The 21550-nt window shown below is 62.2% G+C and carries 2 protein-coding genes; both read left to right on the plus strand.

The features are described 5' to 3' along the window. Window position 1: 1 nt before the first annotated feature. Entirely contained in the window at window positions 2-7783 is a 7782-nt protein-coding gene (locus JFT63_RS04715) for a non-ribosomal peptide synthetase (RefSeq protein WP_198843574.1), read from the plus strand. A gap of 10 nt (window positions 7784-7793) precedes the next feature. Further along, window positions 7794-21356 carry a non-ribosomal peptide synthase/polyketide synthase gene (locus JFT63_RS04710; protein WP_332875217.1) on the plus strand — a complete coding sequence of 4521 codons (13563 nt, stop codon included), beginning with the start codon at window positions 7794-7796 and terminating at the stop codon, window positions 21354-21356. The last annotated feature ends 194 nt before the right edge of the window (window positions 21357-21550 follow it).

The following is a 21550-nucleotide window of genomic DNA, read 5'->3' on the forward strand; positions in this document are numbered from 1 at the left end:
CATGCTTTCCAACCCTAATATCGATCTGGTTTCGCGCTTTCTTCGCCTGCCTTTGGAACAGCGCCAGCAGTTTTACCAGCGCCTGCAAAGCCGGGGCATGAGCTTCGCCCAGCTACCGATTGCCTCGATCCGCGAGGACGGCCAGAAGCTGCCGCTGTCCTACGCCCAGGAGCGCCAGTGGTTTCTCTGGCAGTTGGACCCGGACAGCGATGCCTATCACGTCCCCGGCGCCCTGCGCCTGAGCGGCCAGTTGGATAAGGCCGCCCTGCAACGCAGTTTCGACACCCTGGTGGCACGCCATGAAAGCCTGCGCACGCGCCTGCATCTGGACGCCGATGAGCGTGCCCAAGAGGTGCTGGCCCACAGCGTGATCGAGATCGCCGAAAGCGCCGTCGATGAGGCACACCTCAAGGCCCGCGTCGAAGCGGAAATCGCCCGTCCCTTCGACTTGCAGCAAGGTCCGTTGTTGCGGGTCAGCTTGCTCGCAGTGAATGCAGAAGAACACGTGCTGGTGCTGGTGCAGCACCATATCGTTTCCGATGGTTGGTCGATGGGTGTGATGGTGCAGGAGCTGATGCAACTCTACGCCGCCTACAGCCAGGGCCAGGACTGTGCCTTGGCGCCGCTGCCGATCCAGTACGCCGACTATGCGCTGTGGCAACGTAGCTGGATGGAAGCGGGGGAGAAGGCCCGTCAATTGGCGTACTGGCGCGAACTGCTCAGCGGCGCGCAGCCGGTGCTGGAGTTGCCCTTCGACCAGCCGCGCCCGGCCCAACAGAGCTTCCGCGGCGCGCGCCAGGACATCGCGCTGGAGCCGGCATTGGTTGCGGGGTTGAAAGCCCTGGCCCAGCGTGAAGGCGTGACGATGTTCATGCTGCTGCTGGCCTCGTTCCAGGCTTTTCTTTATCGCTACAGCGGCCAGCCGGATATTCGCGTCGGCGTGCCGATTGCCAACCGCAACCGCGTCGAGACCGAGTCGCTGATTGGTTTCTTCGTCAATACCCAAGTGCTCAAGGCCGACCTCGACGGCCAGATGAGTTTCGCCCAGTTGCTGCAACACACCAAGCGCCGTGCGCTGGAGGCCCAGGCCCATCAGGACTTGCCCTTTGAGCAACTGGTGGAAGCGCTGCAACCGGAACGTAGCCTGAGCCACAACCCACTGTTCCAGGTGATGTTCAATCACCAGGCCAGCACTCAAGTAGCGGCACATCCGCTGCCGGGCTTGCGCGTGGCCAACCTCGAATGGGACAGCCACAGCGCCCAGTTCGACCTGAGCCTGGATACCCAAGAGAGCGGCGACGCGATCTGGGCCTCCCTGACCTATGCCACCGACCTGTTCAATGCCGCCACGGTGGCGCGCATGGCCGAGCACTGGTTGAGCCTGTTGCGTGCCGCCGTGGCGAATACTGCGTTGCCTTTGCAGGAGCTGGCGACACTCAACGCCCATGAGCGCGAGCAGATTCTCTCTGAGTGGAACGCCACCGAGCGCGGCTATCCGCAAGGGCAGTGGGTGCACCAGCTGTTCGAGGCTCAGGCGCAGGCACAGCCGGATGCGCAGGCCTTGCGCTTCAACGAACTGTCCCTGAGCTATGCCGAACTGAACCGTCGCGCCAACCGCTTGGCTCATCGCCTGATCGAGGCCGGCGTGGGGCCGGACGTGCTGGTGGGCCTGGCGGCAGAGCGCTCCGTCGAAATGGTCGTGTGCCTGCTGGCGGTGTTGAAGGCGGGTGGTGCTTATGTGCCGTTGGACCCGGAATACCCGCGTGAGCGCCTGGCCTACATGCTCGACGACAGTGGCGTGAAACTGCTGCTGACCCAGGCGCATCTGCGTGAACAGCTGCCGATTCCCCAAGGTCTGAAAACTCTGGTGCTGGGCGAGTCGGCCTTTGAAGCCTACAGCGATACCAACCCTGGCATCGCGCTGGACGGCGAAAACCTTGCCTACGTGATCTACACCTCTGGTTCCACCGGCCAACCCAAAGGCGCAGGCAACCGTCATTCGGCGTTGCTGAACCGCCTGCAATGGATGCAGGAAACCTATGGCCTGGACCCCAGCGACACCGTGCTGCAGAAAACGCCGTTCAGCTTCGACGTGTCGGTGTGGGAGTTCTTCTGGCCGCTGATGACTGGTTCGCGCCTGGTGGTCGCCGCACCGGGTGATCACCGTGATCCGGCCAAATTGATCAACCTGATCAATCAGCAGCAGGTCACCACGCTGCACTTTGTGCCCTCGATGTTGCAGGCGTTCCTGCAGGACCCGGCGGCATCGAGCTGCCAAAGCCTGCAACGCATTGTCTGCAGTGGCGAGGCCCTGCCGGTGGACGCCCAGCAGCAGGTCTTCGCGAAGCTGCCCCAAGTCGGGCTCTACAACCTGTACGGCCCGACCGAAGCCGCCATCGACGTGACCCACTGGACCTGCATCGACGAAGGCCGCGATGCCGTGCCGATCGGTCGCCCGATTGCCAACCTTGGGTGCTACATCCTCGACGGCAACTTCGAACCGGTGCCGGTCGGTGTGCTGGGCGAGCTGTACCTGGGCGGCGTGGGCCTGGCCCGTGGTTATCACCGCCGTCCCTCCCTGACGGCCGAGCGTTTTATCGCGCACCCGTTTGTCAACGGCGAGCGCCTGTACCGCACCGGTGACCTGGCGCGCTACCGCGAAAACGGCGTGATTGAATACGCCGGGCGCATCGACCATCAGGTCAAGCTGCGCGGCCTGCGTATCGAGCTGGGTGAAATCGAAGCGCGCCTGCTGGAGCACCAATGGGTCCGCGAGGCCGCCGTGCTGGCGGTCGAGGGCAAATACCTGGTGGGTTACCTGGTGCTGCACAACGCTGGCGATGACTGGCGCGATGTGTTGAGCGCTCACCTGGGCCAACACCTGCCGGAGTACATGGTCCCGGCCCAGTGGATGCTGCTGGAACACATGCCCCTGAGCCCCAACGGCAAACTGGACCGCAAGGCCCTGCCCAAGCCCGAGGCCACCCACCACTACGAAGCGCCGCAGAGTGGGCTGGAGCAGCAGATCGCCGCAATTTGGGCCGAGGTGCTGGGCGTCGAGCAAGTGGGTTTGAACGACAACTTCTTCGAGCGTGGCGGTGATTCGATCATCTCCATTCAAGTGGTCAGCCGCGCCCGTGCCGCCGGTATCCATTTCACTGCCAAGGCATTGTTCCAGCACCAAACGGTGCGCAGCCTGGCCCGCGTGGCGCAGTTGCAGACAGCTCAAGTGATCGACCAGGGCCCGGTGCAAGGCGAGACGCCGTTGCTGCCGTTCCAGCAATTGTTCTTCGAGATGGACCTGCCGGACCGTCACCACTGGAACCAGTCATTGCTGCTGACGCCACGCCAGCGCCTTGAGGCCGAGCCGTTGGAAGCGGCGCTGCAAGCACTCACCCAACACCACGATGTGCTGCGCCTGAGCTTCAGCCGGCAGGCCGGGACCTGGACCGCACGGCATGATGCGCAAGCTGCCACCGTGCTATGGCAGGCGCACGTGCACGACGCCGCCGAACTGCACATCCTGTGCGAACGCGCCCAACGCAGTCTCGACCTGCAGCAAGGCCCACTGCTGCGTGCGGTGCTTGCTGAGATGGCCGACGGTTCCCAGCGCCTGTTGCTGGTCATGCACCACCTGGTGGTAGACGGCGTGTCCTGGCGGGTGTTCCTCGAAGACCTGCAAAGCTTGTATCGCCAGCAACAGTTGCCGGCCAAGACCACCTCGTTCAAGGCCTGGGCCGAGCGCCTGCGGGCCCATGCCCGCAGCGAAGTCGTGGAGCCGGAAAAACACTTCTGGTTGCAACAACTCCAGGGGGTGCCGATCGACCTGCCGTGCCGGGATCCACACGGCGCACGTCCCGCTCGCATGGCGCAGACCGTGGTCAGCCAACTGGACGCCGAACACACCCGGCAATTGCTGCAACAGGCGCCCACTGCCTATCGTACCCAGATCAACGACCTGTTGCTGACCGCCCTGGCGCGTGTCATCTGCCAGTGGACCGGACAGGCTTCGAGCCTGATCCAACTGGAAGGCCATGGCCGCGAAGACGTGTTCGACGACATCGACCTGACCCGCACCCTTGGCTGGTTCACCAGCCTGTTCCCGGTGCGCCTGACCCCAGCCGAATCCCTTGGCAGCTCGATCAAGCAGATCAAGGAACAACTGCGCTCCGTGCCTGACAAAGGCCTGGGTTTTGGCGCACTGCGCTACCTTGGCGACGACGCCACGCGAAAGGCGTTCAGTGAGTTGCCGGTACCGCGTATTACCTTCAACTACCTGGGCCAGCTCGACGGTAGCTTTGATCAGCCGCAAGGTTTGTTCGTGCCGGCGCCAGAAAACGCGGGTGCCGAGCAAAGCCCGGAGGCGCCGCTGAGCAACTGGTTGACGCTCAACGGCCAGGTGTTCGGCGGTGAACTGCATATGGGCTGGACCTTCAGCCCGTTGATGTTCGAGGCGTCGCAGATCGACGCGTTGAGCCAGGCGTTTACCCGCGAACTCACGGCGTTGGTCGAGCATTGCTGCACCCCCGGCAACCGTGGCGTGACGGCTTCCGATTTCCCGTTGTCAGGCTTGAATCAACAGCAACTGGAGTCCTTGCCGCTGGCTGCCGATGCCATTGAAGACATCTACACCTTGTCGCCTATGCAGCAGGGCATGCTGTTCCACACCCTGTACGAACAGTCGGCCGGTGACTACATCAACCAGATCCGCGTGACCGCCGAGGGTCTGGATGTGGCGCGATTCCAGCAGGCCTGGGATGCCACCGTGCGCGCCCATGACGTGTTGCGCAGTGGGTTCTTCTGGGAAGGCCAGCTGGAATGGCCTTGCCAGGTGGTGTATCGCGAGGCCCGGTTGCCGATCGAACACCTCGATTGGCGTGCGATGCCGGGGCGTGAGCTGGCGTTGCAAAACCTGCAGGAAGCCCAGCGTCGCCAGGGCTTTGACCTGGCCAAGGCACCCCTGGTGCGTATGGTGCTGGTGCGCACCGACGAGCAACGCCATGAATTGATCTACACCCACCACCATATCCTGATGGACGGCTGGAGCAATTCGCGGCTGTTCGGTGAAGTGCTGCAGCGCTACGCCGGCGTGGCCGTGCCGGAGGCGGCCGGGCGTTATCGCGACTACATCGGTTGGTTGCAGCAGCGTGATGCGGGTGCGACCGAAACCTTTTGGCGCGAGCAGTTGAGCGCACTGCAGTCACCGACTCGCCTGGGCAGCAGCCAGCCGATGACGGCAGACGGGCATGGCGAACATCAATTGAGCCTGGATCGCCTGCTGACCGAACGCCTCGAGGCCTTCGCACGCAGCAACAAGGTCACGCTCAATACCCTGATCCAGGCGGCGTGGCTGGTGCTGTTGCAGCGCCATAGCGGGCAACCGGTGGTGTCTTTTGGTGCCACCGTGGCTGGACGCCCTGCGGATCTTGTGGGTGTAGAGCAGCAGATCGGCCTGTTTATCAATACCCTGCCGGTGATCTGCGCAGTGGATGGCCAGCAAAGCGTAGCCGACTGGTTGCAGGCGGTGCAGGCGCAGAACCTGGCCTTGCGCGAGCATGAACACACCGGGCTGTACGATATCCAGCGCTGGGCCGGACAGGGCGGTGAAGCCTTGTTCGACAACATCCTGGTGTTCGAGAACTACCCGGTGTCCAAGGCCCTGGAGCAGAGTGGTGGCAGCGGTATCCGTTTTGGTCTGCCGGACTCCCGTGAGCAAACCAGCTTCCCGTTGACCGTGCTGGTGGACGTCGGTGACACGCTGTCGGTGCAGTTCAGCTTTGCGCGTGCACACTTCGGTGCAGGCACAGTGCACACCTATGGTCGCCATCTGGCCAACCTGCTGCACGCCATGCTTGAGGGTGGCCAGCAGCGTTTGGGCGACCTGGCGATGCTCGATGCGGCTGAGCGTCAACAGGTGATCCACGATTGGAACGCCACAGCGCGGGACTACCCGTTGCAACACTGCGTGCATCACCTGATTGAAGAACAGGTGGCGCGCACGCCAGACGCTGCGGCGCTGGTATTTGCCGAGCAGCGCTTGAGCTATGCCGAGCTGAACCGTCGTGCCAACCGCCTGGCCCATCGCCTGATCGAGGCCGGCGTGGGCCCGGATGTGTTGGTGGGGCTGGCGGTGGAGCGCTCTGTCGAGATGGTCGTGGGTCTGCTGGCGGTGCTCAAGGCCGGTGGTGCCTACGTGCCGCTGGACCCGGAATACCCGCGTGAGCGCCTGGCCTACATGCTCGACGACAGTGGCGTGAAACTGCTGCTGACCCAGGCGCATTTGCTTGAACAGTTGCCGATCCCGGATGGCCTGGACTGCCTGGTGCTGGGCGAGTCGGCCTTTGAAGCCTACAGCGATACCAACCCTGGCATCGCGCTGGACGGCGAAAACCTTGCCTACGTGATCTACACCTCTGGTTCCACGGGCCAACCCAAAGGCGCAGGCAACCGTCATTCGGCGTTGCTGAACCGCCTGCAATGGATGCAGGAAGCCTATGGCCTGGACCCCAGCGACACCGTGCTGCAGAAAACGCCGTTCAGCTTCGACGTGTCGGTGTGGGAGTTCTTCTGGCCGCTGATGACTGGTTCGCGCCTGGTGGTCGCCGCACCGGGTGATCACCGTGATCCGGCCAAATTGATCAACCTGATCAATCAGCAGCAGGTCACCACGCTGCACTTTGTGCCCTCGATGTTGCAGGCGTTCCTGCAGGACCCGGCGGCATCGAGCTGCCAAAGCCTGCAACACATTGTTTGCAGTGGTGAAGCCCTACCGGTGGACGCTCAGCAGCAGGTCTTCGCCAAGCTGCCGCGGGCCGGGCTCTACAACCTCTATGGCCCGACCGAAGCCGCCATCGACGTGACCCACTGGACCTGCATCGACGAAGGCCGCGATGCCGTGCCGATCGGTCGCCCGATTGCCAACCTTGGGTGCTACATCCTCGACGGCAACTTCGAACCGGTGCCGGTCGGTGTGCTGGGCGAGCTGTACCTGGGCGGCGTTGGCCTGGCCCGTGGTTATCACCGCCGTCCCTCCCTGACGGCCGAGCGTTTTATCGCGCACCCGTTTGTCAAAGGCGAGCGCCTTTACCGCACCGGTGACCTGGCGCGCTACCGCGAAAACGGCGTGATTGAATACGCCGGGCGCATCGACCACCAGGTCAAGCTGCGCGGCCTGCGTATCGAGCTGGGTGAAATCGAAGCGCGCCTGCTGGAGCACCAATGGGTCCGCGAGGCCGCCGTGCTGGCGGTCGAGGGCAAATACCTGGTGGGTTACCTGGTGCTGCACAACGCCGGTGATGATTGGCGCGATGTGTTGAGTGCCCACCTGACCCAGCATCTGCCGGAGTACATGGTCCCGGCGCAGTGGATGCTGCTGGACCAAATGCCGCTGAGCCCCAACGGCAAACTGGACCGCAAAGCCCTGCCGAAGGTCGACGCCAACCTGCAAGCCCGGGAATACGTCGCCCCGCAAAGCGAGCTTGAACAGCAGATCGCTGCGATCTGGGCCGAGGTGCTGGACGTTGAACGGGTGGGCATGCACGACAACTTCTTTGAACTGGGCGGGCATTCCCTGCTGGCCACCCAGGTGGTGGTGCGCCTGCGCGAGCAGTTGCACGCTGAATTCGACATCAAATCGATCTTTACCACCCCGACCCTGGCTGATTTCAGCGCCCATGTGGCGGCCCAGCAGACAAATAATTCGCCGGTGCAGGACGCATTGGCTAAATCCTTGGAGGCCCTCAAACGTCTATCAGCAGAAGATTTGGATAAATTGATTTCCTGAGGGGCGTGGCGTGCAAGCATTAATCGAGTCGGTAGGTTCACTTTCGGCGCAACAAAAGAAAGCGTTGGCGGTTATGCTCAAACAGCAAGGCATCAACCTGTTTGAGATCGCCCCGGTTTTCAAACGCCAGGAAGGTGAGCCTCTTCGGCTCTCTTATGCTCAGGAGCGGCAGTGGTTCTTGTGGCAGTTGGAGCCGCAGAGTCCGGCTTACCACCTGCCGCGCGCCTTGCGCTTGAAAGGTCGCCTTGACCGGGCGGCCTTGCAGCGCAGCTTCGATAGCCTTATCGCCCGTCACGATAGCCTGCGTACTTACTTGCAGCAGGATGTCGACCAAGTGCTGCAGGTGGTCAGGCCCGAGTTGTCGCTTGAAATCGCCTTTGAAAGCGCTGATGCCGCACAGCTTGAACGGCTGGTGCAAGCAGAGATCGCCAAGCCCTTTGATCTGCTACAAGGCCCGCTGTTGCGGGTCAAGTTGTTGCAATTGGCAGCCGATGAGCACGTGCTGGTGTTGGTGTTGCACCACATCGTCTCCGATGGCTGGTCGATGCAGGTGATGGTCGACGAGTTGGTGCAATCGTACGTCGCGTACAGCCAAGGCCATGATTTTCGCCTGCCGGATTTGTCGATCCAATACCCGGACTATGCCTTGTGGCAGCGCAGCTGGATGGAGGCCGGCGAAAAAGAGCGTCAGCTGGGCTATTGGTGCGAGCAGTTGGGCGGTGAGCAACCGGTGCTGGAACTCCCGCTGGATCACCCGCGCCCGGCCGTGCAGAGCTATCGCGGTGACCGGCTCGATATGGGCCTGGACGCGGCATTGGTCGCCGGACTCAAGACGTTGGCCCAGCGCGAAGGCGTGACGCTGTTCATGTTGTTGCTGGCGTCCTTCCAGACCTTGTTGTATCGCTACAGCGGGCAGTCGGATATCCGTGTTGGTGTGCCGATTGCCAACCGCAATCGTACGGAAACCGAGCGGCTGATCGGCTTTTTCGTCAATACCCAGGTGCTCAAGGCAGACATCGACGGGCAGATGACCTTCAGTCAATTGCTGGCCCAGGTCAAGCAACGTGCATTGGAGGCCCAAAGTCATCAGGACCTGCCGTTCGAACAGTTGGTGGAGGCCTTGCAGCCCGAGCGTAGCCTGAGCCATAACCCGTTGTTCCAGGTGATGTTCAACCACCAGACCGAAGGCCGCGGGCCACGTGGCGAGCAGCAGTTGCCAGGCCTGGGCGTGGAGGCTCTGGAGTTGGGCAGCCAGAGTGCGCAGTTCGACCTGAGCCTGGATACCCAGGAATCTCCGGAAGGGATCTGGGCCTCGCTGAGCTATGCGACCGACCTGTTCGAGGCTGCGACGGTGCGGCGTATGGCCGAGCACTGGCAAATGTTGTTGCGGGCGGTGGTGGGGCGCGTTGGCAATCGTATTGCACAGCTCGGGATGCTGATTGATGACGAACAACGCAGGCTATTGCAAGACTGGAACCGCAGCGCTGCGGCGTTTGAAGACGTCGTGGGCGTGCACGGCTTGTTCCAGGCCCAGGTCCGGCAACGGCCTGATACGATTGCCCTGTGCTTGGGCAATCAGTCCATCAGCTATGCCGAGCTGAACCGTCAGGCCAACCGTTTGGCCCATCACCTGATCGACCAGGGTATTGGTCCGGAAGTGCTGGTGGGGGTGGCAGTCGAGCGTTCGTTCGATATGGTGGTCAGCCTGTTGGCGGTGCTCAAGGCCGGCGGCGCCTATGTACCGCTGGACCCGCAATACCCGCGTGAGCGGCTGATGCATATGCTTGAAGACAGCGGCGTACGCCTGGTGTTGACCCAAGCCCATATGGCGATGCCATTGCCCGAAGGCATGGCGACGGTCGATCTGGCGGATGCACGCCTGGCGCTGTGCCCTGAAAACGATCCGCAGGTGGCCGTTACCGCGCAAAACCTGGCCTACGTGATCTACACCTCGGGTTCCACTGGCAAGCCCAAGGGCGTGGCTATCCACCATGGGGCGCTGACCGAATTCTCCAGTATTGCCGCCGGTTACTCGCAGTTGACCGCCGAAGACCGCGTGCTTCAATTCGCTACCCTGAACTTCGATGGGTTCGTCGAGCAGTTGTACCCGGCGCTGACCCATGGCGCCACAGTTGTACTACGTGGCCCCGAACTGTGGGACAGCGCGCGGCTATACGACGAAATTATTGCACAGGGCATCACCCTGGCCGACTTGCCAACCGCCTATTGGAACCTGTTTCTGCTTGACTGCCTGGCCGCTGGCCCTCGCTCCTACGGTGCATTGCGTCAAGTTCATATTGGCGGCGAAGCCATGCCGCTAGACGGCCCAGCGCAATGGTTGAAAGCCGGTCTTGGCCATGTGCGTTTGCTCAACACTTACGGTCCGACCGAAGCCACGGTGGTATCGAGCGTGCTGGATTGCACCTCCGGTACTGAAACCATCGGCGCCACTGCCAGCCCGATTGGTCGCTCGCTGCCGGGCCGCGCCCTGTATGTGCTGGACCGCGACTTGAACCTGGCGCCGTTGGGCGCCGTGGGCGAGCTGTATATCGGCAGCAGCTGCGGCTTGGCGCGCGCCTATCTGAATCGCGCAGTGCTGACAGCCGAGCGTTTTGTACCGGATCCTTTCGGTGAACCCGGCGAGCGCCTGTACCGCACCGCAGACCTTGCGCGCTACCGCGCCGACGGCGTGATCGAGTACGTCGGCCGGGTTGACCATCAGGTGAAAATTCGCGGCTTTCGCATTGAACTGGGGGAAATCGAAGCGCTGCTACTGGCCCAGGCGGGCGTGCGTGAAACCTTGGTACGGGCTGTCGATAATCAGCTTGTGGCTTATCTGGTAGCCGAACAGCACGATCCCGATGCACTTAAGTCGATCCTGCGTGAACAGCTGCCGGACTACATGATGCCTGCGCACCTGATTTTCCTTGAACGCATGCCGCTGAACCCGAATGGCAAGCTGGATCGGCAGGCACTGCCGAAACCGGATGCCAGTCATTCACAACAGGTGTGGGTTGCCCCGGTCACGGAGCTGGAGCAACAGGTCGCCGCCGTCTGGGCAGACATTCTTGGGGCTGAACGGGTAGGGCTGGCCGATCACTTCTTTGAAATGGGCGGGCACTCGCTTTTGGCAATGCAGGTGGTCTCGCGCCTGCGCCATGTATTGTGCCGTGAAGTTCCATTGAAACTGGTTTTTGAGCAACCGCGTCTGGAAGGTTTCGCCACCGCTCTGCAAGCCTTGGAGGCCCATGAGGGCGAGCAGGCCCCCCCGTTGCTCGCGGTCGGTCGCGAACAACTGCTACCCCTCTCTTACGCGCAGGAGCGCCAGTGGTTTCTCTGGCAACTGGACCCTTCCAGTGCCGCGTACCATATCCCCAGTGCCTTGCGCCTCAAGGGCGCTTTGGATATTTCGGCACTGCAACGCAGTTTCGATGCCTTGGTGGCCCGTCACGAAAGCCTGCGCACCTGTGTGCAGGAACAACCGAACGGAGCGCTGCAGGTGATTCGGCCTGACGCTGCTTTGCCGATCAGGCTGGACCAGGTCGCAGAGGCTGATTTGCAGGAGCAGGTCGAAGCCGAGATCGCCCGTCCATTTGATTTGCAGCAAGGGCCGTTGCTGCGCGTGACCTTGCTGCGCCTGGCCGAGGATGATCATGTGCTGGTGCTGGTGCAGCATCACATCGTGTCCGATGGTTGGTCGATGCAGGTGATGGTCGAAGAACTGGTGAAGTTGTATGCCGCGTTCAGCCAAGGCCAGGCGCCGCAACTGCCGGATATGCCGATCCAGTATGCCGACTATGCCGTGTGGCAGCGTGCTTGGATGGAGGCCGGCGAAAAGGCCCGACAGCTGGATTACTGGCGTGACCTGCTCGGCGGTGAGCAGCCGGTGTTGGAACTTCCGTTCGATCATCAGCGTCCGGCGCAACAGAGCCATCGCGGTGCGCGGCTTGATGTGCCGCTGCCAACCGCCCTGGCTGCCGAACTCAAGGCCTTGGCCCAGGCACAGGGCGTGACCCTGTTCATGTTGCTGTTGGCGTCGTTCCAGATTTTGTTGCACCGCTACAGCGGCCAGCAGGATATTCGCGTCGGTGTGCCGATCGCTAACCGCAATCGTGTCGAGACCGAACGGCTGATCGGCTTTTTCATCAACACCCAGGTGCTCAAGGCCGAGATCGACGAGCAAACTACCGTTGCCCAGTTGCTGGCCCAGGTTAAACAGCGTGCGCTGGATGCCCAATCGTACCAGGAGCTGCCCTTCGAACAACTGGTAGAAGCCTTGCAGCCCGAGCGTAGCCTGAGCCTCAACCCATTGTTCCAGGTGATGTTCAATCACCAGGCCGAAGGGCGTCCAGGTGAAGGGCCACAGTCACTGGCCCATTTGCGCATCGAAGGACTGGTGTGGGACCGGCGTACCGCACATTTCGATCTGGACCTGGATGTTCAGGAGGGAGCGGACGGGCTCTGGGCGTCACTGGGGTATGCCACCGATCTGTTCGAGGTTTCTACCATCGAGCGCATGGCCGGCCACTGGCAGAACCTGTTGCAGGCAATGGTTACCGACCAACGGCAACCTATCAGCCAATTGAGTCTGCTGGGCCAGGTTGAGCAACAACATATCCTGCAGCTGTGGAACCAGACCGATGCCGGCTTCTCGGCCGAGCGCTTTGTTCACGAGTTGGTGGCCGACCGCGCCCGGGAAAATCCGCACGCGGTGGCGGTGAAATTCGACGCACAAACCCTGATCTATGGCGAGCTGGACCGCCAGGCCAACCGTCTGGCCCATGCGCTAATCGCCCGTGGCATCGGCCCGGAAGTGCGCGTTGCGATCGCCATGCCGCGCAGTGCCGAGAGCATGGTGGCGTTCCTGGCGGTGATGAAAGCCGGTGGCGTCTACGTGCCGCTGGACATCGAATACCCACGTGATCGCCTGCTGTACATGATGCAGGACAGCCGCGCGCAGTTGCTGCTGACCCACACCAGCGCTTTGCAGCAACTGCCGATCCCGGACGGCCTCGATAGCCTGGCGATTGATCGCACCGAGCAATGGTCAGGATTCAGCGACACTGCCCCTCAGGTGAAGCTGGACGGCGACAACCTGGCCTACGTGATCTACACCTCCGGCTCCACCGGCATGCCCAAAGGCGTGGCGGTATCCCACGGCCCGTTGGTGGCCCATATCATCGCCACCGGCGAGCGCTATGAAACCTCGCCAGCCGACTGCGAACTGCATTTCATGTCGTTCGCTTTCGACGGCTCCCACGAAGGCTGGATGCACCCGTTGATCAACGGCGCCAGCGTGCTGATTCGTGACGACAGCCTGTGGCTGCCGGAATACACCTACGAGCAGATGCACCGTCACAACGTAACCATGGCGGTGTTCCCGCCGGTGTACCTGCAACAGCTGGCCGAACATGCCGAGCGTGACGGCAACCCGCCGAAGGTTCGTGTGTACTGCTTCGGCGGTGACGCCGTCGCCCAGGCCAGCTATGACCTGGCCTGGCGCGCACTCAAGCCGACCTACCTGTTCAACGGCTACGGCCCGACCGAAACTGTGGTCACGCCACTGCTGTGGAAGGCGCGCAAGGACAACCCGTGCGGCGCCGTCTACGCACCGATTGGCACGCTGTTGGGCAACCGCAGTGGCTACGTGCTGGACTCGCAACTCAACCTGCAACCGATCGGCGTAGCAGGTGAGCTGTACCTGGGCGGTGAAGGCGTGGCCCGTGGGTATCTTGAGCGCCCGGCACTGACCGCCGAGCGTTTCGTACCGGACCCGTTCGGCAAACCGGGTAGCCGCGTGTATCGCAGCGGCGACTTGACCCGTGGCCGCCCGGATGGGGTGGTGGACTACCTCGGTCGTGTAGACCATCAGGTGAAAATCCGTGGTTTCCGGATCGAATTGGGCGAAATCGAAGCGCGCTTGCGTGAACAGGACAACGTCGGTGAAACCGTCGTAGTCGCCCAGGACGGCCCGACTGGCAAACAACTGGTGGCCTATGTGGTTCCGGCAGATGCCAACCTGGTCGATCAGGCCGAGTTCCGCGACAGCCTGCGCCGCGCCCTGAAAACCTGCCTGCCGGACTACATGGTGCCGGCGCATTTCATGCTTCTTGCCCAGATGCCGCTGACCCCCAACGGCAAGCTCGACCGAAAAGGCTTGCCGCAGCCGGACGTGACCCAGTCCCAAGGTGTATTTGTCGAGCCGGTTACCTCTTTGCAGCAGCAGGTAGCGGCCATCTGGGCCGACGTCCTCGGTGTCCAGCGGATCGGCCTCACCGATCACTTCTTTGAACTGGGTGGGCATTCACTGCTGGCCATGCAGGTCATTTCCCGACTGCGTCATTTACTAGCGCGGGAAGTCGCCCTGCGCACACTATTCGAACAGCCGCAGCTGGAAGGCTTTGTAACGGCATTGCAAGCGCTGGATAACACCATGCTGGTACCGTCGATGGTGGCAGTCTCCCGTGCCCGACCGCTGGTGTTGTCCTATGCCCAGGAACGTCAGTGGTTCCTCTGGCAATTGGAACCCGAGAGCGCGGCCTACCATGTGCCCAATGCGTTGCGCCTGAGCGGGCAGCTGGATCGCCCGGCCCTGCAGCGCAGTTTTGACGCTTTGCTCGCGCGCCATGAAGCGTTGCGCACTGTGTTTGTCACGGACGGTGAGCGCACGCTGCAGCACATCCTGCCAATCGCCACATTGCAGCTGGATTTTGCCCGGTTGGAAGATGCGTCTGCACAACAGGTACAGGCGCGGGTTGAAGCGGAAATCGCCCGGCCTTTCAACTTGCGCCAGGGCCCGTTGCTGCGGGTGACGTTGCTGCAACTGAGTGAGCAGGAACATGTGCTGGTACTGGTCCAGCATCATATCGTGTCCGATGGCTGGTCGATGCAAGTTATGGTCGATGAGCTGGTGCAACTGTACGCGGGGTTCAGCCAAAGCAGGCCGGCGCAACTACCGACGATCGCGCTGCAATACGCCGATTACGCGGCGTGGCAGCGTGGTTGGATGGACGCCGGTGAGCAGCAGCGCCAATTGGACTACTGGCGTGAACTGTTGGGCGGCGAACAGCCGGTGCTGGAGTTGCCGCTGGATCATCCGCGCCCGGCGGTGCAGAGCTACCGGGGTGCTTTGCTGGAAGTCGGTTTGGATAGCGGTCTTGTTACGGGCCTCAAAGCGTTGGCACAGCGCGAGGGCGTGACGTTGTTCATGCTGTTGCTGGCGTCGTTCCAGACCTTGCTGCATCGCTACAGCGGCCAGTCGGATATCCGCGTCGGCGTGCCGATTGCCAACCGCAATCGTGCAGAAATCGAGCGGCTGATCGGTTTCTTCGTCAACACCCAGGTACTCAAAGTTGATATCGACGGGCAGATGACCTTTGCCCAGCTGTTGCAGCAGGTCAAGCGTCGCGCCCTCGATGCCCAGGCCAATCAGGATTTGCCGTTCGAGCAACTGGTGGAAGCGCTGCAGCCTGAACGCAGCCTCAGCCACAATCCGCTGTTCCAGGTGATGTTCAACCACCAGTCCGAGGCACGTGTACCGCGTGGCGAACAACTGCCCGGCTTACGGGTGGAAGGGCTGGCGTGGGACAGCCATACCGCGCATTTCGACTTGAGCCTGGATACCCAGGAGTCGAGTGACGGTCTTTGGGCGTCGCTGACCTATGCCACCGATCTGTTTGAGGCCGCCACCATTGCGCGTCTGGCGCAGCATTGGCAGAACCTGCTGGAAGATGTGGCGCGGGATGCCGTGCAGCCTATCGGCGAACTGGCGCTGCTCAATCACCAGGAGCAGTTGCACTTACTGCAGGAATGGAACAGCGCCGCCCCTGCATGTGCGATTCAACAGGGCGTGCAGCACCTGTTCGAGCATCAGGCTCAACGGCGCCCGGATGCGGTGGCGCTGTGCCTGGGTGCGCGGTCCATGCGTTATGGCGAGTTGAATCTTCAGGCCAACCGTTTGGCCCATGCGCTGATCGCCCGGGGTGTCGGCCCGGAAGTGCTGGTGGGCGTCGCGGTGGAGCGCTCGCTTGAGATGGTGGTCAGCCTGCTGGCCGTGCTCAAGGCAGGCGGCGCCTATGTGCCGCTGGACCCGCAATACCCACGCGATCGCCTGTTGCATATGCTCGAAGACAGCGGCGTGCGGCTGGTGCTGACCCAGTCACTTATCGACATGCCGTTACCCGAAAGTATGGCGACGCTGGACCTGAGTGACGCGGATCTGGCCCCATACGCGCAGACCAATCCGCAGGTAACGGTCGATCCGCAAAACCTCGCCTATGTGATCTACACCTCCGGTTCCACCGGCAAGCCCAAAGGCGTGGCAATCAACCACGCAGCACTCACCGAATTCTCGAGTATTGCGGCAGGTTACTCGCGACTCACTCCGGATGATTGCGTACTGCAATTCGCCACGCTGAATTTCGATGGTTTCGTCGAGCAGCTGTACCCGGCGCTGACCCATGGCGCCAGGGTTGTGCTACGTGGCCCCGAACTGTGGGACAGCGCGCGGCTATACGACGAAATTATTGCCCAGGGCATCACCCTGGCCGACTTGCCAACCGCCTACTGGAATCTGTTTTTGCTTGACTGCCTGGCCGCAGGCCCTCGCTCTTATGGTGCATTGCGTCAAATTCATATTGGCGGCGAAGCCATGCCGCTAGATGGCCCGGCACAATGGTTGAAAGTCGGTCTCGGTCGTGTGCGTTTGCTCAACACTTACGGCCCGACCGAAGCCACGGTGGTGTCGAGCGTGCTGGATTGCACGTCTGGAACTGAAACCATCGGTGCCACTGCCAGCCCGATTGGCCGCTCGCTGCCGGGCCGTGCCCTGTATGTGCTGGACCGCGACTTGAACCTGGCGCCGCTGGGCGCCGTGGGCGAGTTGTATATTGGCAGCCACTGCGGTCTTGCGCGCGCTTACCTGAACCGCGCATTGCTCACCGCCGAGCGTTTTGTGCCGGACCCGTTTGGTGAAACCAGCGGGCGTCTGTATCGCACCGGCGATCTGGCGCGTTACCGCGCCGACGGCGTGATCGAGTGCGTCGGCCGCGTGGATCATCAAGTGAAAATCCGCGGTTTTCGCATTGAATTGGGGGAAATCGAAGCATTGCTGCTGGCCCAGGACGGCGTACGTGAAACGCTGGTGTTGGCCGCCGATAATCAACTGGTCGCTTATGTGGTCACCGAGCAGCAAGACGGTGAAGCACTCAAAAATGTCCTGCGTGAACAACTGCCGGATTACATGGTGCCGGCGCACCTGATCTTCCTCGACCGCATGCCGCTGAACCCCAACGGCAAGATGGATCGCCACGCATTGCCAAAACCCGACGCCAGCCAATCGCAGCAGGCCTGGGTTGCCCCAGTGACTAAACTGGAGCAACAGGTTGCAGCGGTATGGGCCGATATCCTTGGCGCCGAGCGGGTCGGGTTGACCGATCACTTCTTTGAGATGGGCGGCCACTCGCTGCTGGCGATGCAGGTCATCTCACGCCTGCGCAACCTGTTGGGCCGGGAAGTGGCGCTGCGAAATTTGTTCGAACAGCCGCGACTGCAAGGGTTTGTCGCCGCGCTTTCGACCGACAGAGGCAGGCCACTGGCACCGGCGTTGGTTGCGGTCGGGCGCGATCAGCCCTTGCCGCTGTCCTATGCCCAGGAGCGCCAATGGTTCCTCTGGCAACTGGACCCGCACAGCGCGGCCTATCATGTGCCGAGCGCTCTGCGCCTGAAAGGGCGCCTTGACCTGCCGGCACTGCAGCGCAGTTTTGACACCCTGGTAGCGCGTCACGAAAGCCTGCGAACTTACCTTCAGCAGGACGGTGAGCGTGTTGTGCAGGTGATCGCCGTGCAGGCCAGCGTCGAGGTCGCCCGGGTCGACATCGGCGCATCAGCGATCCGTACCGAAGTGGAGTCGCAGATCGCGCAGCCTTTCGACCTGACTCAGGGGCCGCTGATGCGGGCGAGCCTTCTGCGTGTGGCCGAAGACGATCATGTGCTGGTGCTGGTGCTGCATCACATCGTTTCCGATGGCTGGTCGATGCAGGTCATGGTCGATGAGTTGGTGCGGCTGTACGCCGCCTTCAGCCTGGGCCAGGCGCCGCAATTGCCGGCGTTGCCGATCCAGTATGCTGACTATGCCGTGTGGCAGCGCCAGTGGATGGAGGCGGGCGAGAAAGCCCGCCAGCTGGAGTACTGGTGCGGCCTTCTGGGCGGTGAACAACCGGTACTGGAGCTGCCGCTGGATCACGCCCGCCCGAGTCAGCAAAGCCATCGCGGCGCGAGCCTGGACATCCAAGTGCCGCCTGCGCTGGTGACGGCGCTGCGCGCGCTTGCCCAGCGCGAGGACGTGACCTTGTTCATGTTACTGCTGGCGTCGTTCCAGACCCTGTTGCATCGTTACAGCGGTCAGTCGGATATCCGCGTGGGCGTGCCCGTGGCCAACCGCAACCGCGTGGAAACTGAACGGCTGATCGGCTTTTTTGTCAACACCCAGGTGCTCAAGGCCGATATCGATGGCCAACAGACGGTTGCTCAGTTGCTCGCCCAGGTCAAACAGCGTGCGCTGGACGCCCAGGCCCATCAGGACTTGCCCTTCGAGCAGTTGGTGGAAGCCTTGCAGCCTGAGCGCAACCTGAGTTTCAACCCATTGTTCCAGGTGCTGTTCAATCATCAGACCCAAACCAGTGGCCGCGACGAAGGTGAGCAATTACCCGGCCTGCACGTCAGTGGCCTGGAGTGGGACAATCATACCGCCCAGTTTGATCTGAGCCTCAACACCCACGAGTCCGCCGAAGGGCTTGCCGCCTCGCTGACTTACGCCACGGACCTGTTCGAGCTCGCCACATTGGCGCGCATGGCGGCCCATTGGCTGAACCTGCTCAATGGCATGGCCCGTGATGCCCAGCAGCGTATCGGCCAGTTACCGTTGCTCGACCCTCAGGAGCAGCAAGCAGCCGTCCACGATTGGAATTCCACCGCGCGAGAATACCCGTTGCAACGTTGCGTGCATCAGTTGATCGAAGAACAGGTCGTCCGCACACCGGATGCACCTGCACTGGTGTTTGGTCAACAGTGCCTGGACTACGCCGAGTTGAACCAGCGCGCCAACCGACTCGCCCATCGCTTGATGGAAGCCGGTGTGGGCCCGGATGTGCTGGTGGGGCTGGCGGTTGAGCGCTCCATCGAAATGGTCATCGGCTTGTTGGCAGTACTCAAGGCTGGCGGTGCTTATGTGCCGCTGGACCCTGAATACCCGCGCGAGCGGCTGGCTTATATGCTGGAAGACAGCGGTGTGAAACTGTTGCTGACCCAGGCGCATTTGCTTGAACAGTTACCGATTCCAACCGGTTTGGAGACCCTGGTGCTGGGCGGATCTGTGTTCGAACGCTATAGCGAGGAAAACCCGGGCATCGTTTTGTACGGCGAAAACCTCGCCTACGTGATCTACACCTCCGGTTCCACCGGTCAGCCCAAAGGCGCCGGAAACCGTCATTCGTCACTGACCAACCGGCTGTGCTGGATGCAGGAAGCCTATGGTCTGAATGCCCGCGACAGCGTGCTGCAAAAAACGCCGTTCAGTTTCGACGTGTCGGTGTGGGAGTTCTTCTGGCCACTGATGACCGGCTCGCGGCTTGTCGTCGCCGCGCCGGGGGATCACCGCGATCCGCAAAAGCTGGTCACGCTGATCAATGCGCAGCGCATCACCACGTTGCACTTCGTGCCCTCGATGTTGCAAGCGTTCCTTCAGGATTCGGCGGTTGCCAGCTGTCACAGCCTGCAGCGCATTGTGTGCAGCGGCGAGGCGCTGCCCGTGGATGCCCAGCAGCAAGTCTTCGCCAAATTGCCGCAGGCCGACCTGTACAACCTGTATGGCCCGACCGAAGCAGCCATCGACGTGACCCACTGGACCTGCCGCGACGAAGGTCGCGACACGGTGCCGATTGGTGAGCCCATCGCCAACCTGCGCACTTATGTGTTGGACGCTGAATTGGCACCCGTGCCGGCCGGCGCCGCCGGGGAGCTGTACCTCGGCGGCGCGGGCCTGGCACGCAGTTATCACCGCCGTCCGGCGCTGACCGCCGAACGTTTCGTTCCTTGTCCGTTCCACAACGGCGCGCGCCTGTATCGCACTGGTGATCGCGTGCGCCAGCGTGCAAATGGCATTATTGAATACCTGGGCCGTCTCGATCATCAGGTCAAGCTGCGCGGTTTGCGTATCGAGCTGGGAGAAATCGAAGCACGTCTGCTTGAACTCCCGATTGTGCGTGAGGCCACCGTGCTGGCAGTCGATGGCAAGCATCTGGTGGGTTACCTGGTGCTGCAACAGGCCGGCGACGATTGGCGCGAGCGGTTGAGCGCCTATCTGGCCAGTCACGTGCCGGACTATATGGTCCCGGCGCAGTGGGTATTGCTGGAACACATGCCCCTGAGCCCCAACGGCAAGCTGGATCGCAAGGCCCTGCCCAAACCGCAAGTGAGCGGCCGCGATTACGTTGCGCCACAGACCGGACTGGAGCATCAGCTTGCCGCGGTGTGGGCGCAGGTGCTGGAGGTGGAGCGTGTGGGGTTGCACGACAACTTCTTCGAACTGGGCGGCCACTCGTTGCTGGTGTTGTTGCTCAAGGACCGCATCCAAAAGGCCTGCGGTGCCATGCTCGCCGTCAATCAGCTGATGCTGCACCCGACGATCGCAGGCCAGGCGCGCTGTATCGAGGGGGATGTCGGTGGCTCGTTGATCGTCAGGCTCAACAGCCAGACCCAGGGCACGCCGCTGTACCTGTTTCACCCAAGCTTTGGCTCGGTGCATTGTTACAAGGCTATCGCCCTGGCATTGCGTGAGCAGCGTCCGGTGTTGGGTGTGATTTGTCGGACCCTGGTGGAAGAGGGCGTTGAGGTGCCGACCTGGGCGCAGATGGTCGAGGACTACACCCAACAGCTGTTGCTGGCCCAGCCCCACGGCGCCTTCCGTCTGGGCGGCTGGTCACTGGGCGGCAACCTGGCGATGGAGGTGGCGTACCGCCTGGAGCAAGCTGGCCGGACCGTGGAATTGCTGGGCTGGATCGACGCGCCGCCGCCTGCACGCTTTACTGCATTCTGGCAGGAGGGCGCTGGGGTGGCCGAGCGAGCGATTTCCGCCTCCGAGCGCCGCGTGCAATTGTTGGCTGTGATGTTCCCGGCGTATGCCGAGCAGATCCAGAACGTCTGGCAGATGGCTGCCGGCGAGCAGGACGAGCAGTGGCAACGTGTGTCCGAGTGGGCCGAACTGACCCTGGGCGACAGCTTCCGCATACTCAAGGATGAGTTGCAAGGCGGCGGCGAGACGGAGCGTTCCTGGGCGCTCAAGCAGGTGCTGGACGAGCGCCTGCAAGACGCCGACTACCGTGCGATCAAGGCTCCGGTCAATTGCTGGTGGGCCGCCCTGAGCGAAGGCGGTATTCACCAGGCGCTGATTGAGACCGGCATGCGCGAAGTGATTGGCGAGTCAGGCATCCAGCGCTCGGTGGTGATCGACACGACACACCACCGGATCGTGGACAACGCCGAGTTCATCAGCAGTTTTGTCTCGGCAATGGAGTAAGCGGCTGCGGTAACAGACGCCCCTGGTCAGTGATGACCAGGGGCGTTTTGCTATCTGATGTGCCTCACGCCGGCTCCTTTGGGTATACGCATTTTCCGTAGGCGCCGGCTTGCCGGCGAAAAACGCCCAGGCACCGCATTCACTCAGGCATGGACAAAGGGTACAAAAAAGCCCCTGCTCACGTGGTGATCAGG

Origin of the sequence: Pseudomonas sp. MF7453, from assembly GCF_016405455.1 — a bacterium.
In the GTDB taxonomy this organism is placed as follows: domain Bacteria; phylum Pseudomonadota; class Gammaproteobacteria; order Pseudomonadales; family Pseudomonadaceae; genus Aquipseudomonas; species Aquipseudomonas paralactis.